The organism is Microbacterium sp. LEMMJ01, from assembly GCF_002114135.1.
GTDB lineage: Bacteria > Actinomycetota > Actinomycetes > Actinomycetales > Microbacteriaceae > Microbacterium.
This window is the reverse complement of record NZ_NCTV01000017.1, coordinates 518,519-533,166: the sequence shown is the minus strand read 5'-3', so window position 1 is coordinate 533,166 and position 14,648 is coordinate 518,519. Positions and strand designations below refer to the sequence as shown.

The 14,648-nt window shown below is 72.7% G+C and carries 14 protein-coding genes; 4 read left to right on the top strand and 10 right to left on the bottom strand.

Translation table 11 applies throughout. From position 1 onward, the window contains the following. Positions 1 to 24: 24 nt before the first annotated feature. From eccD to B7W94_RS04900, 4 genes are read left to right on the top strand one after another with little or no spacing between them, the layout of a single operon-like run. Positions 25 to 1,359 carry a type VII secretion integral membrane protein EccD gene (gene eccD / locus B7W94_RS04915; protein ID WP_060923226.1) on the top strand — a complete coding sequence of 445 codons (1,335 nt, stop codon included), beginning with the start codon at positions 25 to 27 and terminating at the stop codon, positions 1,357 to 1,359. Between the two features lie 3 nt (positions 1,360 to 1,362). Further along, on the top strand, positions 1,363 to 2,718 hold the full coding sequence (gene eccB / locus B7W94_RS04910; protein WP_085604925.1) for a type VII secretion protein EccB: 1,356 nt from the start codon (positions 1,363 to 1,365) through the stop codon (positions 2,716 to 2,718). Beyond that, positions 2,718 to 4,028 carry a S8 family serine peptidase gene (locus tag B7W94_RS04905; RefSeq protein WP_085604923.1) on the top strand — a complete coding sequence of 437 codons (1,311 nt, stop codon included), beginning with the start codon at positions 2,718 to 2,720 and terminating at the stop codon, positions 4,026 to 4,028. The genes eccB and B7W94_RS04905 overlap by 1 nt, the downstream gene beginning before the upstream one ends. A gap of 36 nt (positions 4,029 to 4,064) precedes the next feature. Beyond that, complete coding sequence (locus B7W94_RS04900) at positions 4,065 to 4,343, top strand: hypothetical protein (protein ID WP_085604920.1); 279 nt, start codon at positions 4,065 to 4,067, stop codon at positions 4,341 to 4,343. Positions 4,344 to 4,449: 106 nt separating this feature from the next. On the opposite strand, the gene B7W94_RS04895 is transcribed toward B7W94_RS04900, so the two are convergent. From B7W94_RS04895 to B7W94_RS04850, 10 genes are all read right to left on the bottom strand, one after another. After that, positions 4,450 to 4,863, bottom strand: coding sequence for a hypothetical protein (locus B7W94_RS04895; protein WP_139833251.1), 414 nt, complete (start codon positions 4,861 to 4,863; stop codon positions 4,450 to 4,452). Continuing rightward, positions 4,863 to 5,558, bottom strand: a complete 696-nt coding sequence (locus tag B7W94_RS04890) for a hypothetical protein (RefSeq protein ID WP_139833250.1) — start codon at positions 5,556 to 5,558, stop codon at positions 4,863 to 4,865. The genes B7W94_RS04895 and B7W94_RS04890 overlap by 1 nt, the downstream gene beginning before the upstream one ends. 20 nt (positions 5,559 to 5,578) lie before the next feature. Then, positions 5,579 to 5,896 (bottom strand): hypothetical protein, encoded by a 318-nt coding sequence (locus B7W94_RS04885; protein ID WP_085604913.1) that lies wholly within the window; start codon positions 5,894 to 5,896, stop codon positions 5,579 to 5,581. Position 5,897: 1 nt separating this feature from the next. Then, positions 5,898 to 6,647 carry a hypothetical protein gene (locus B7W94_RS04880; RefSeq protein WP_085604910.1) on the bottom strand — a complete coding sequence of 250 codons (750 nt, stop codon included), beginning with the start codon at positions 6,645 to 6,647 and terminating at the stop codon, positions 5,898 to 5,900. A gap of 66 nt (positions 6,648 to 6,713) precedes the next feature. Continuing rightward, complete coding sequence (locus tag B7W94_RS04875; protein WP_085604906.1) at positions 6,714 to 7,385, bottom strand: hypothetical protein; 672 nt, start codon at positions 7,383 to 7,385, stop codon at positions 6,714 to 6,716. Beyond that, entirely contained in the window at positions 7,382 to 8,209 is an 828-nt protein-coding gene (locus tag B7W94_RS04870; RefSeq protein WP_085604903.1) for a PP2C family protein-serine/threonine phosphatase, read from the bottom strand. The genes B7W94_RS04875 and B7W94_RS04870 overlap by 4 nt, the downstream gene beginning before the upstream one ends. Then, positions 8,206 to 9,726 carry a DUF5684 domain-containing protein gene (locus tag B7W94_RS18445; RefSeq protein ID WP_085604900.1) on the bottom strand — a complete coding sequence of 507 codons (1,521 nt, stop codon included), beginning with the start codon at positions 9,724 to 9,726 and terminating at the stop codon, positions 8,206 to 8,208. Before B7W94_RS18445 ends, B7W94_RS04870 begins: the two co-directional genes overlap by 4 nt. Further along, positions 9,723 to 12,266 (bottom strand): transglutaminase domain-containing protein, encoded by a 2,544-nt coding sequence (locus B7W94_RS04860; protein ID WP_085604897.1) that lies wholly within the window; start codon positions 12,264 to 12,266, stop codon positions 9,723 to 9,725. The genes B7W94_RS18445 and B7W94_RS04860 overlap by 4 nt, the downstream gene beginning before the upstream one ends. Continuing rightward, the gene (locus tag B7W94_RS04855) at positions 12,263 to 13,633 is read right to left on the bottom strand and encodes a DUF58 domain-containing protein (RefSeq protein WP_025104653.1); all 1,371 of its coding nucleotides are present in this window, start codon (positions 13,631 to 13,633) and stop codon (positions 12,263 to 12,265) included. Before B7W94_RS04855 ends, B7W94_RS04860 begins: the two co-directional genes overlap by 4 nt. Next, positions 13,630 to 14,619: an AAA family ATPase gene (locus B7W94_RS04850; protein WP_060922371.1), complete on the bottom strand. Its 990-nt coding sequence runs from the start codon at positions 14,617 to 14,619 to the stop codon at positions 13,630 to 13,632. Before B7W94_RS04850 ends, B7W94_RS04855 begins: the two co-directional genes overlap by 4 nt. Positions 14,620 to 14,648: the final 29 nt, after the last annotated feature.

Below are 14,648 nucleotides of genomic sequence, written 5' to 3'. Positions count from 1 at the left end.
CACACGTGGGGGGACACCACCGATATGAGCCAGAGCGGCACCGTGGCAGGAACCGTGCTGCGGATCTCCGTGGTCAGCGACGACCGCAGGCTCGACGTGGGGGTGCCATCGCAGGTCCCCCTGGTCGAGATCATCCCCGGCTTCGCCCGCAGTCTCGGCGTGCTGGACCCGACCCTCACGCACGGCGGGTACGCGCTGCAGCGGGCGGACGGCACGCCCCTCGACCCCGCTCGCGGCGCCGCCGCCCAGGGCGTGCACGACGGCGAGCTGCTGACCCTGGTGCGCGGCGGGCTCATGCGCGAGCCGCGCATCTACGACGACGTCGTGGAAGCCGTGATCGACGCGACCGCGGAGCAGCACAACTCCTGGACCCCCGCGGACAGCTCCCGCACCGCCCTCTTCGTCAGCCTCACCTTCCTCGCCCTCTGCGCCGTGCTCCTCGTCGCGACGCCGCCGACGTCTCTGCTCCCGGCGATCATCGCGGGATCGGGCGCGGTCGTGCTCAGCGTGGCCGCCGCCGTGCTGATGCGGCTGCGGCAGCCCGAGGCCGGTCATGCGCTCGGACTCACCGCCGCAGCGTACGGCGGGCTCGCGGGCTACCTCGCGGTCCCCGCGCAGAGCATCTGGGGCTGGCCGCTCGCGGCTCTCGGGCTCGGACTCGTCGTCGTCGGGGGCCTCAGCCTGGCCGTCACCCAGGACAAGCCCGAGATCCACCTCGTGCCCATCGCCCTCGGTGCCTCGATCGGGATCACGGCCACGGCGGCCGCGGTCTTCGGCGACCCGCTCGCCTCGTACGCGCTGATGCTCGCGACCACGGCGCTGCTCGCGAACGGCATCCCCTGGCTGGCTCTGAGCTCCACCCGCATCCGGGTGATCTCGCCGCAGAGCGACGCCGACATGTTCTCCGCGCCGCAGCCCATCGACGCCGAGGAGGTGAAGCGTCGCGCCGCCGCCGGCACCCGCACGCTCATCGCGCTCCGTGCCGCGCTCGGCCTCGCCGCCCTCATCGCGACCCCGCTCGTCGCCGCCAGCGGCGTCACGGGCGCCGTGCTCTGCGTGCTCGCCTTCGTCGGCATGATGTTCCAGTCGCGGCAGATGCACGCCCGCCTCGGGGTGCTCGTGCTGATGGCGATCGGGGCGATCGGCCTCGCCGCGACCGGTGTGACCGTCGCGCTCGCCCTCCCCGACGTGCGCACCTGGATGCTGCTCATCCTCGTGGTCGCCACCGTGGTGCTCATCGGACTCACGCTGCTCACGCCGAAGGCCCGCCTCCGCCTCACGCGGCTCGGCGACACGGTCGAGGTCGTCGCGCTCGCCCTCCTGCTCCCGCTCGGGGTCATCACGGCGGGGCTCGTCTGACCGATGGCGACCAAGAAGGACCTGATCGAGGCCCAGGGCTTCAGCCGGCGACGGCTCCTCTCCGCCTTCACCGGCGGCGCCCCCGGCGGCAAGGAGCTCGAACCGGCCAAGCCGCTGCGCGCCGTCATCGCGGGCATCGCCCTCACCGTCGGCGTGATCCTCGTCGGCGTGTTCTGGGGCATCATGCAGCCGGGCCTCCCCGGCGACTGGCAGAACAACCGCCTCATCGTCGCCACCGACACGGGCGCCCGCTACGTCTCGGTCGAGGGGACGCTGTACCCCGTCATCAACACCGCCAGCGCCCGCCTGCTCATCCCCGCCGGCGAGTTCAAGGTCGTGCGCACGGATCAGGCCGCCCTCGACGGCATCCCGGTCGGCGGTTCGATCGGCATCCTCGGTGCCCCTGACGACCTGCCCACCCCGAGCGCCCTCATCAACACGGCATGGACCGCGTGCATCGACGACTCTGCCGGGACCGCCGTCTCGCTGTCAGGGGCGCCGATCGCGGAGCCGTCGACGGGCACCGGCGCGGTCGTGCAACGCGGCGACGAGCTCTTCGTGATCGCGGACGGCCTCCGGTACGCCGTCCCCGCCGACGACGCCAACGCGGTGCTGCGCGCGGTCGGCCTCGGCACCAGCGACGTCATCGAGGTCGACGGACGCTGGCTCAACCTCTTCGAGAGCGGCGCCGACCTCGAGCCGATCCGTCTGAACGCCGTCGGCGCCCGGGTGCCGGGGACCGATCTGACGGCGGGCACGATCGTGCACGTGCAGGGCAGCCCCGCGGACGAGCGCTACGTGGCCCTCGCGACCGGAGAGCTCGCGCGCCTCAGCCCGCTCGCGTACCAGCTCTACCTGCTCGGCAGCGCGCAGGAGGCCGGCGCGGACGAGGAAGAGGTGTCCCCGGCGGAGGTGGCCGACGTTCCCACCGTTCCGAACGCCGGTGGCGACGACTGGCCCATGCTTCCGCTGACGCCGCTCGCCTCCGGCGAGACCCCGTGCGCGGTCCTGGGCGGCGACGCCCGCACCGTCCTCGGGTCCACGAGCACCGAGCTGCCGGAGGACCGCGACCGTGTCGCCGTCACCGTCGGCGGCGGGGCCCTCGTGCAGACGAGCGGCCCGTCGGACGAGGCGGTGGGCATGGCCGTGCTCGTCGACGAGTCCGGTACCGCGTACGCCATCCCGGGCGCCGTGCCGGACGAGTCGGCGGAGGACGCCGCCAGCGGACCGCTCGCCCAGCTCGGTTATACCCCCGGCGACGTCGGGCGGGTGCCGAGCGCGTGGATCGACTTCTTCGCCGCCGGGCCGGCGCTGACCACAGAGGCCGCGAGAGAGTCGCCCGGCTCCGAGGACGAGTGATGCGCCGCCGCGCCGCTCTCGCCACCCTCGTGGTGGGTGCTGCCGTATGGGGGGCGCCGGCCGCCGCGGTGGCCGCGCCGACCGCTCCCACGACGATCGTGTCGATGGCGACCGGCGCCTGCGAGCCCGGCACCGTGGTGTTCGCTCCCGAGGCGCCGTCGCCACTCGCGGCCCTCGGGGCGGAGGATGCGAACCGTCTCGCCACCGGGAAGGGCGTCGTCGTGGCGGTCGTCGACTCCGGGATCGACGCCGGCAACCCGCACCTCGCCGGCGTCGTCGTCGGCGGCGTGAACCTCGTCGGCGACGGGGAACGCGCTGATGGCCTGAGCGATCTGACCGGGCACGGCACCGCCATCGCCGGGCAGATCGCGGCGCAGCCCGTCTCCGGCTCCGGCGTGGTGGGGCTCGCCCCCGATGCGCGCCTGCTGTCCGTGCGCGCGTTCCGCAGCGACTCGCCGCAGGACATCGACAAGGGGTGGGGACCGAGCGCCCAGCGCCTCGCCGACGGCATCAACTGGGCGGCGGACAACGGCGCGGACATCATCAACGTCTCGTCGTCGCAGGAGACGGACTCGCCTGCGCTGCGCGGGGCGGTGGAGCACGCGGCCGCCGTCGGGGCGCTCGTCGTCGCCAGTGCCGGCAACAGGGCCTCCGACCCGGAGGCGGAGGACGGAGCCCGGTATCCCGCCGCCTACGAACAGGCGCTCGGCGTCAGCGCGGCCGACGCGACGGGGCTCGCGACCGACAGCTCGATCCACGGTCCGCAGGTCGGAGTCACGGCCCCCGGCGCGAACGTGCTCACCGCGGCGACGGGCGGCGGGGACTGCCTGTTCGCCTCCGATGCCCCGGCATCGAGCTACGCGACGGGCTATGTGAGCGCGGCGGCGGCTCTGGTCGCCGAGGCGCACCCGGACGATCCCCCGGCGGGGTGGGCGTATCGGCTGACGGCCACGGCGCTCCGTGCGGATGCCGACAACCGCGATGACGTGAACGGCTGGGGCTTCATCCGGCCCTCCGCCGCTATTCAGCTCCTCCCCGACCCCACCACCCGCGGACCCGTCAGCCCCTTCTTCGACACGGCCGAGAGCGCCGTGCGGCCCCCGGCGGTGAGCGTCGAGCCCGACCACGGCGTGCCGCCGTTCGTCCTCACCCGCGAGGTGGCGTTCATCGCCGCGATCGCCGGCGCGAGCCTGCTCGGAGTCCTCGGCATCCTCATCGTCCTCCGGCGACGCCGGGAGACCCCCGCCGACGCGGCGGTCGAGGTCGAACGACAGGGCGGCCTCCTCGACCGCCCCGAGCCCGAGGCGTGAGAACCGGAGACAGAAGATGACCCCCATGGCTTCGCCGTGGCCGCCGTACGATCGTTCGGTCTCGCTCGACGCGGCGGGCAGACGGAGCGGAGCGCAGCCACCGATCGGCTCCTCGCTCTCGCCGGTCTGCTCGTCGTCTTCGCCATGGTGTTCTCGGCGCTGACCGCCGCGGGTGCCGAGGGATGGCTCGGACTCGTCCTCTACGCCGTCCTGCTCTCGGCCGCACTCGAGACGTTGCTCCTGCTCAATTGGAAGGCACGTCCCCTCGAGGGAGACCTCGTTTCGCAACGCCCGCTCGGAGAACGCCGGCGCTGAGCCGGATCATCGCCCGGAGGCTGCCGCCTGCCGCGCCCGGACGACGGCGCCCACGAGGGCCGCACCGGTGACCATGACATCTCCCGCCAACGGCAGCAGGGGCAACCTACTCCTGGCGAGACACCCGCACCAGTCGGAAGCCGACGATCGTCTCGATGAACGAGAGCACCAGGACGATGACCGCCACAGCCATCCCGTTCTGGCTTCCGCTCGCCGCGCTGAGCACGAAGACTCCCATGCTCCCGATCACGCCGACGACGGCCGTGAGGAGGGCGAGAAGGGTCAACGGTCCCGCCGCGGGCAGCTTCGCGGCAGCCGATCGTCCGAGCTGGAAGCCGTATCCGGCGAGCAGGAAGCTGAGGACGGCCACCACGGCTGCGACCAGGCCACCGCCGAGCAGAGCCCCTTCCGCCGAGGCGTTGGCGAGTGCCAGGAGCGCAGCGATTGTCGCGAACGCGCCGACGACAACGGAGACGATGGCGGGCACACGCGGGCGCGCCGTCCGGACTGCCCCGCTCATCAGGCGGTCGCGATCGACGGCCAGGTGGTGATGCCGGCCGACGTCGACGTCATGGTCGAACGCGCCTGCCCCGCCGACACGTACAGGATGGTGACGCCGGCACCGGCAGCGACGAGGAAGGTCGCGATGCCGAGACCGACGAGCACCGGAGCCGCCGGCAAGCCGATGATGGTTCCCGTCGCCACGGCCGCGCCGGCAAGAGCGCCGAGGAGCGTGAGGATGGCGACGGCGATGGCACCCCAGAAGGCGGCGATCGCCACCGCCAGCCCGCTCATGGCGTTGCCGATGTTCTCCGCGTAGTCGGACATGATCGATGTGTTGGCCCGGCGCTGCGGCTCGAGCGACTGCTGGTACTGGTCCGCGGCGCGCCCTGTCCACCGGTCGTCCACCGACAGGTTCGCGTCGACGATCGTGTCATTGATCCGCGACACCTGACCACCTACCCGCTTCCAGCCGTCGGCCGCGCCGTTGAGCACGAAGGGGTTGCCAAGATAGCTCAGCTTGTCCGCCAGCCAATCCCACATCTCCTGGATCTTGGTCAGCGTGGTGTCCCACGCGTCCTTGACCCGGTCGGCGACCCAGCTCAGGTACGCGGGGATGGTGCGGAGCGCCGCGTTGATCAGGCGCACGATCTCGTCGAGCTTCTGCTTGACCTTCTCCAGCAGTTCGAGCACTCGGTCAATGACGGGGTTCATCGTTGTCGTCTCGCCTTCGGTCAGACTGCCGGTTGCCAGATCCGATAGAGCTCGGACTGGGTGATGTCTTCGTAGCGCTCGAACTGATCGCGGACGGCGCGCAGCGCATCCGCGCCCTCGCTCGTCCTTGTCGCACCGTCGGTGAGCAGTTGCTGCACGCGGGAATGCAGCTCCGCATAGAGGTCGGCCAGGTCGATCGCCGCGAACGAGAAAGCGCCGCGGTTCACCTCGATCCCCGCGATCTCCCCAGCGCTGGACTGCAGGGTTGCGGACGCCTCGTCCCACAGCGTGGCGTCTTTCGTCAGCGCTTCGAAACTGAGCGCGATCTCCGGATCCATCTCATTCCTTCCCACTGACGAACGCCACGAAAGCGTCCGGATCATCGACGAAACGGCCGTACTTCTCGAGCGGGCTGCCATCGAGCGCCCCCGCGTCCCGGGTCGCCCGGGTCTTCTCGAAAGCCTCGCGGAGTGTGTCGTTCAGCTCGCGCGAGATCTGGGCGCCGGAAGACCGCTCGGCCCAGTTCGGTGAGAGCGAGACCGCGACGAGGTGCCCGCCCGCGGACAGCTCCACGGTGAGGTGCCGGGAGAGCGGTGCGACCTCCTCGGTCTGTCGTCCCCGGCTGAGAGCGCCCGCGAAAGTCGCGTCGATGTTGGCGGAGACGTCGTCGAGGAAGGCGAGCATGTTCTCGAGAGCCCTCTCCACCGCGGGCGTGGTCTCCGGCTCCGCGAGGAGCGCCTCCTGCAGCTTCGCCGCCACCGAGTCGTGCGTCGAGGGGATCGGCGAGGGGCGATGATCCTGTTCGGCCGCGTCGCCGATGTTGGCCGCCCACGCCTCGACCCTGGCGGCGCTCAAGCCTTGGAAGGCGGCGACGATGCGGTCGCCGAGAGCCGACGGTTCGATGCCGTCACGCCAGCGGTCGGCGATCTCGACGGAGAGCACTCCGTCTTCGTCGATCTGCGCCGTCACCAGGCCTGCCTCATCGGTGAAGGAGGCGGGTACAGCCCGCGCGGACGCATCGGCGAACATCTTCGCCTGACTGTCCACCTCGTCGCGCAACTCGAAGAACCGTTCCGCATCGTCGCTCATCGACTATCCCCCCTCAAGGCGTTTCCTCGTCCACCATACAGAGCCTCCCGGCCGGCGTGGAGATCCTCAGCCGAAGACGACGAAGCCGAGCGCGACGAGCCCGACGACCGACACGACGCTCGCCCCGACGGTCGCAGCAAGGGTGATGATGCTCCACCGCTGCGCCTGCTTGGCGACGGACGGCAGCCCGGGCTCCGCCACGCGCGTGGGAGCGGCCGCCCCGACGACGACGGGCGGAGCGACGGGAGTGCGCGGTGCCGGCCGGGGCTTGTAGATCGCAGGAGCCGGTGCGCCATCCGGGGCGGCGAAGGAATCGACGCGGAACCGCGGCGCGGCAGCCGGGGGTGCGATGCCGTCTCCCTCTGCGGAGGCACCCTTCTTCCGCCGCAGGCGTCGAGCAGCACGCGCGACCGCCACGGTGGCGTCCTCGGGGGCGTCGGCCGCCGGAGGCCCGGAGCGATCGACGACCACGGTCGCGTCATCGATGGCCTCGCCCACGGCGTCCTCGGACCCGGCATCGACCGGCTCATCGGCGACGGCGCCTTCGGGCGCATCCTCCGCGGCATCGTCGATCCGGTCGGGAGCCGAAGCCGTCTTCGCGCGATCCACCACGATGGTGGCCTCATCGACGGCGGACGATGTGTCATCGGCCGCCGGGGGCACCGGGTCCGCCGCTTCGGCCCGCCGGCGGTCGCGCCGTGTCAGGATGACGGTCTCCTCGGCCTCGTCGTCGCTCATCGCGCTCGCACCGGGACCGTCGTGCCCTCGAGCATCGAATCGGTGACCGCGGACACGGCGGCCCGTCCGCCCGTGGCGTCGTCGGGACGCGTGCGTGCGCCGCCGGAGACGACATCGATCACCAGGACCGAGATGTTGTCTCGTCCTCCGCCCTGCAGCGCGCGGCGGACGAGGGCCGCCGCCGCGGTCTCCGGGCGGCCGTTCATGGTCAACGTCGCGCGGATGGCTTCATCGCTCACCTCGCCGGTGAGTCCGTCGGAACACAGCAGGAGCCGCTCGCCGTCGACGACGGGGAGCAGCCAACTGTCCGCGGTGCTGTCCGGAGCCCCGACCGCGCGCGTGATGACGTTGCGGCGCGAGAACGAGGCCAGGTCTTCGGGGCGGAGCTCCCCGGCATCGACGAGCTCCTGTCCGAGGGAGTGGTCGATCGTGAGCTGCGCCAGCTCGGTACCGTGGTGCCGGTAGACCCGGGAGTCCCCCACGTTGAAGACGAGCCAGTGCGGCGCACCCTCGTGATCCACGAGGGCCACGCCCGTCACGGTGCTGCCCGCGCCGCGGGTGTGCGCGGCGGCGATGTCCTCGACGACGGCCGCGGCTCGACTCAGCGCGTCACTGATGTCGCCGACGTCGACCGTCCGCCCGCGCAGCGTCTCGAAGGCGGCGACGACCGCCGCACTGGCGCGATCACCGGCGTCGTGCCCACCCATGCCGTCGGCGACCAGGAAGACCGGACGTGCGTCGAGCACCGCGTCCTCGTTGGCCGTCCGCGTGAGCCCGGTGTCGGTCAGCGCGGCGACCCGGAGGACGACGGATTCCACGGTCACGAATCGCGCTCCGCGACGACGTGCATGCCCACTTCGCCCAGGATGAACCGGCCGGTGCCCACCACGCTCTCCCCGGCGTCCAGGAGCGTCTCCGAGCCGTCGTCGGCGACGACCACGACGCCGTTGGTGGCGTGCAGGTCGGTCAGGCGCCACTCGTCCTCCTGCACCACCAGGCGGGCGTGGGTCTTCGACAGCGTGCGGGTGGTGTCCGGGATGGCCAGCCGCTGCTCGCCCGGCTCCCCGGTGGGGTTCCGGCCGATCACGACGCTCGCGCCCGACAGCGAGAACCGACGACCGTCGTCCAGCACGAGGACGCGCCGCACCCCGCGCTTGCGGGCGACGACCACCGTGGCGTCGAGGTCGTCGTCGGTGGGACGCGGCGTCACCACGGTCTTGTCGACATCGGGGATGAGGCCCTCTGGCGCAGCCGGGGCCGGTACGGGCGCGCTCTGCGCTGCCGCGGGGGCATCGGCCGGAGACGGGACGGGGCGGATCGTCGGCATCGGCGGGGCCTCGGCCTGACCAGCGTCGCGGAACGACGGCGGCACCGGGCGCACGACACGATTCGCCCCCGTCGTCGGCGCGGGGGCCAGGGCCTCCTCCGCCGCCGGGGCGGCTGGTGCCGGCGCAGGCTGCGGGGCCGGCGGAGGCACGTCGCCCATCGCGGCCATGATCCCCGTCGGCGGCTGCGCTGCGAGGGGCGGCTCCGGCTGCGGCGCCGGGGCGGCGGGCGGGAGAACGGGTGCCGGGGGCGAGACGGGCGCCGCGGGCGGGGTCGGCGGCGCCGGGGGGACCGCGGCCGCGGGAGAGGGAGCAGGCGGTGCCGGGGGTGCGAAGGTCGGGGACGGCGGAGCCGACGGCGAGGATGCCACGGACGGTGCCGGCGGGGATGCCGGGGACGCGCCAGGCGGAGCGAACGACCGCGGGGCCGCCGGCTCGGCGGGCGGCGCGCTGGGGGCGGGAACCACGGCGGGCGGCGCGGCGTAGTCGGGGAAGATCAGGGACGGCGTCTCCGGAGATCCGGTCCCGGCCGGGGCGAGGGAGGGGATCGTGTACCCCGAGGCATCACGCGCAGGGGCCGTCGCGGGCGGAGCGCTGCGGCGCGGCCCGGGCTGGAGCGCCGCGAGACGGTCGCCCTCGGGATAGGGGGCGGGGCCCCAGGCGAGGACGGTCGCCCAGACCGGCGGCAGCAGGATGGCGAGCACCGTCATGCCGGCGCCCCGTCCGAAGCGCCGGTTGATCCGGTGGGTCGCGACGACCTTGAGGTAGATCCCGTAGAGCTGGACGATCGGGATGAAGTAGAACACCACCGACCAGGCGGGCACTCCCCCGCGTGCGAGGATCTCGGCCTCGTTCAGGACGGGCACCCAGCCCTTCCACCCCTCCCCGTCGATCCGGGGGAACAGGCGCGAGAGCGCGAGGGCGTACCAGACGTAGACGGCCAGGCCGACGAGCAGGCCGAGTCCGACGATGATGACGAGCATCGTGGCCAGACCGGAGTCCGCGGGCGCGGTCATGAGTCCCCCTTCTTCCGGTCATCCAGTGAACCGGTCCATCCGAGCGTACCGAGCATGGGTCGTGCACCGAAGCCGGGGAGGCGCAGCGACCGCGTCCTGGCCACGAACGAGGTCGGCCGGATGCGGGCACGCAGGCGCTGCCACCGTGTCCCCGTCTTGGCGAGCTCCGCCCGCTCCGCGTCCACGAGGGCCCACGCGGCCGTCGCGTCCTCGGGAGTCGGCGGGTGCTCGGCGAACACGGCACGGTCCACGAGGGCGGCGAGCCGTTGCGCGGCCGCGCGACCGCTCGACTGCGCGCGCTGGGTCCGGGTGCCCTGCCCGGCCATGGGCACGTCGTGATCGGCGTAGACGTCGGCGAGCTCCTCCCAGGCGCCGGCCAGACGGACTTCGGGATCCGGGGCCGTGCGGCGCGCGTGTGCGCGCCTGCTCTTCGCGACGAGGAGCACGAGGAAGGGCAGGGCGAGCAGCAGCAGGGCGAGGAGGCCGAGGCCGACACCCCGGAGGATCGGCAGCAGGACGGCGAGGACCTCCGACGCCGGCTCCTCGAGCGGCGGCGCGTCGTTGTTCGCGTCGCTCTGCGCCTGCGGCGGGTCCAACGCCTCGGACCGCGGCTGCTCGGGGACCGTGGGATGCTCCGGCAGCTGCTCGCCCTCGGTGAGGGTGCTCGGCAGCATGGCGTACTGGGGCGTGGTGTCGACGGGGATCCACTCTCCCCCTGAGGTGCGAACCTCGACCCACGCGCTCATGTTCGCGCCGGTGCACACGTCGCCGCAGGCGGGGATCCCCGGGACCTCGTCCGCGCCGGCGAGGCGCGCGCCCATCACCACCCGGGACTCCAGCCCCCAGTGCTGCGCGAGGAGAGCCGCGGCCACGGAGAACTGCTCGTCGTCGCCGACCGCCGACACGAGCATCTCCGGCTTCGCGTCGGCGCCCGCCCGCCGCTCCTGCTCGGTCAGCGCCGTGAAGAGCTCTTCGATGCGGGCGGCGGAGTGCCCGGCATAGCTGGGCGCGAAGGCATACCCCTCGGACTGCTGCAGAGCGGCGATCCAACCGGCGGCCGCTTCGTCCTCCAGCAGCGCGTGGCTGAGATAGCCGCGGGACCGCAGGCGATCGATCACCTCGAGGTAGCCGGCGCCGGTCCGCGGCTGCTCCTGCATCTCGGCCCATTCGACGAGCGCCGGGTACCGATCGGTGTCGAGGGTCGAGCGTCCGCCCTGGAGCGCTGTGAGGTCACCGGGCTTGCCCGGCGCATCGATGAGCACGGCGTAGCGATCCCCGGGCACCAACCCCTCCCCGCCGCCCGGCGCGTCGGCGACGGTGATCGCGGTGTCGCCGTCGGCGTTCACGTGGAAGCCGTCGGCGAGCGCGTCCGCCCGCTCCCCGGAGAAGGCGGGAGCCTCGGCGAGGCCGGCCGGCGACGGAACCCAGATCCCCCGGTAGCCCTCGCCGATCGTGATCTCCATCGTCACCCGGCCGGGGCCGGGGAGGGCCGAACGGGGCAGGCGGCTGAAGCGGTCGTCGGCGTCGATGTGGAAGTCCTCGCCGTCGTAGGCGTCGAGGGTGACCAGACGGAGGCGATCCACGGCACCGGGATCGCCCTCCAGCTGCACGACCGGCGTGTCCAGCATGCCGCCGGCGAACCAGGATCGATACGAGCTGAGCGGGCTCGGCTGCTCCTGCACCACCACCATGGGCTCGATCTCGTCGCGGAGGACGGAGCGGTCCGACCAGCCGGCCGCCGCGGGAGCGATCGCGAAGCCCGCGGCCAGGGCGATCACGGCCAACCCCGCGGAGAGGAGGTGCCGGCGCACGGTGAGCCAGGCGGGGGTCGCACGGCGGGAGATGTTCGCCGCCGCCACGCTGCGCAGGGCGGCGGCGCGCTGCAGCCGCGTGCGTCCGACGAGCCAGACGAGGGACACCACGAAGACGGCGACGCCGATCAGCCATTCCCGGGGCGCGGGGAGCTCGACTCCGGCCACCGAGACCGGGGAGGACGTGCCGCTCACGCCGAAGGCGATGCCGAAGACGCTCATCGCCACGACCACGGGGACGGCGGCCACCGCCCGCCTGCCCCCGCTCCAGACGAGGAGCGTGGCGACGAACGAGCCGAACAGCATCACGACGAGGAAGGGGATGAGGACTGCCTGGTACTCGCCCAGCGGCGGGTTCAGGGTGAGCATCTGCTTCCAGCCCAGCACGACCCCGAGCACCGCGTCCCGCACGCCGCCGAGGAATGCGGGAACAGAGGTGAGCGCGGAGGGGATGGCCAGTGGCACCGACACCAGCAGGTACACGCCGGCTGCGGCAAGCGCGGCGAGCGGCGTTCCCCAGCGCAGGATGCGCGCGACGACGGCGACGGCCATGCCGAGGAGGCCGCCGACGATCCCCACGGCGAGGGCCCGGGACGACTCGTAGACCGGCCAGGCGGCCGCTGTGGCGAGGAGCACGCCGACGAGCACGTATCCCAGCGACCAGAGGGTCAGGGCCGAGGGGAGGCTTCCGCGACGCGGCCGCCCGCGCTTCGGGCCGGCCGCGTTCATCGCAGGGCTCCGCGGGCGAGCATCTGCGGGAGGTCGCCGAGCGCCCCGAGGGTCATCACCGCGAGCTCCCTGGCCGTCCGCATCGTCGGCTGCGCACCGAGCTCGCTGCGCACCGCCACGGCCTCCACGGCCGCCGGGAGCTTCACCGCCGCGTGCCGCAGACGCTCGAGCGGCAGGAGGGAGCCGGTCAGCAGGAACCCGATCGAGAGGTCGGGGTACGACTGCGCCGTGAGGGCCGCGACGGCTTCGAGCCGCATCACCCGTGCCGCCTGATCGATCGTGGAGGTCGCGTCGAGGAGCGCCTTGGGGGTGACCGTGGGCAGAGTGCGGATCGACAGCACCTCCGCGCGACCGTGTTCCGGGATCTCGTTGCTCACCGAGAAGAGCACGTCCCTGCCGTCCCGCACGCCCTGCAGCGCCAGGGACGCGGCGGCGCTGACCGTGTTCTCGAACTCGTCGTCGCTCGCGTAGGACTCGGGGTCGAGGTCGAGGATGACGGCGATGCGCGCGTGCCGGGACTCCTCGTACTGCCGCACCATGAGGGTGCCCGTCTTCGCCGTCGACTTCCAGTGGATGTGGCGCGGCGAGTCGCCGACGACGTACTCCCGCACGGCGTGGAAGGAGAGGTCGGCGTCCACCAGGGTGGTGCTCGGCGTGCCCTCGAGGTCGCGGATCAGGCCCGCGCTGGTGCTGGGGAGCCGCACGGTCACCGGGTGCACATGGATGCGCTGCACGTCCGGCCAGCGGAGTTCTCGGCGGAGGATCCCGATGGGGTCGCCGCGGGTGATGGTCATGGGGCCGACGTCGATGACGCCGCGGCGGTGCGCGGCGATCGTCAGCTCCTCACGGTGGTGCGCGCCCGGTCGGAGCAGCGGCACGTGCGCCTCGACGAGGCCCTCCCCCACCGGCACGTCCACGACGCCGGGGAGCGAGAGGCGCTCGCCGTTGTTGCGGACGTCGAGCGTCGCACCGATCTCGGCACCGGCGACGACGCGGTCGCGGTCGAGCACGAGATCGATCCGGTAGTCATGCGCGCCGAGGATGAACGGCACGCAGGCCACCAGCAGCACGAGCGCGATCGTGGCGACCGCCCAGGCCTCCACCCAGCCGAACAGCAGCCCGGCGAGCACGCCGAGCACCACGGCCACGGCGACGAGCATCCCCGCCGTGGTGACCGTCTCACGGACCCAGCCGACCGTGGCCCTCGTCGCGCGCCCCACGGAGCGGACCACCCGACGCGCGCCGAAGACCGCACCGCGCACGGGACCGCGGCGCGTGCGGTCGTAACGCGTGACGGTGGACGTCCGCGTCGACGTGCTCGTGCCGGCGGTCGTCCGCGTCAGGCGGGATTCGGTGCTGAAGGTCACGCAGTGCCGTTCTCGCGCGGAGGCTCGACGTCGAGGAGGATCTGTCCGACGACGGCCACGGCCGTCACCCCGTCGAACTCGGCCTCCGGTTCGAGCACGAGACGGTGCGCGAGGGCGACGACGGCGAGTTCGCGCACGTCGTCGGGCGTCACGAACGTGCGCCCGTTCTTGGCCGCCCACGTCATCACCAGGCGCGACAGCGCCAGGGCCCCGCGCACACTGGCCCCGAGACGGACCTCGGACGCGCGCCGCGTGGCGTCGACGATGCGCATGATGTAGTCCGACACCAGCGGGTTCACGTAGACCCCACGCGACATCTCCGCCATCGTCAGGATCGTGTCGGTGTCGACGATGCCGTCGAGCACCGTCTTCGGCCGGCCGGCGCCCTGCAGGATGCGCATCGTCGCCGCCTCGTCGGGGTAGCCGATCGAGGTCTTGATCATGAAGCGGTCGAGCTGGGCCTCCGGCAGCCGGTAGGTGCCGCCCTGCTCGATGGGGTTCTGCGTCGCCATCACGAGGAACGGGGAGCCGACGGACCGGGTGACGCCGTCGACCGTGACCGTGCCCTCCTCCATGACCTCGAGCAGCGCGGACTGGGTCTTCGGGCTCGCCCGGTTGATCTCGTCGGCGAGCACGATGTTCGCGAAGACGGGCCCCGCGTGGAACTCGAACGTGCCCTCCTTCTGGTCGTAGACCGTGATGCCGGTCACATCTCCCGGAAGGAGGTCGGGCGTGAACTGGATGCGGCTGCTGGTCCCGTTGACCGTCTGGGCGACGGCGCGGGCGAGCGCTGTCTTGCCGGTTCCCGGATAGTCCTCCAGGAGGACGTGGCCTCCGCTGACGGCGGTGGCGAGCACGAGTTCGACCACGTGGCGCTTGCCGAGGATCGCCTGCTCGATGTTGCCGGTCAGGATCGAGAACGTCTCGGCGAACCAGGAGGCCTGCTCGGGAGCGATGGTGACGGGGGCTGCTGCGGTGGCTGGCATAGGGAAAGAGTATTCGTGTCGGTGTGCTC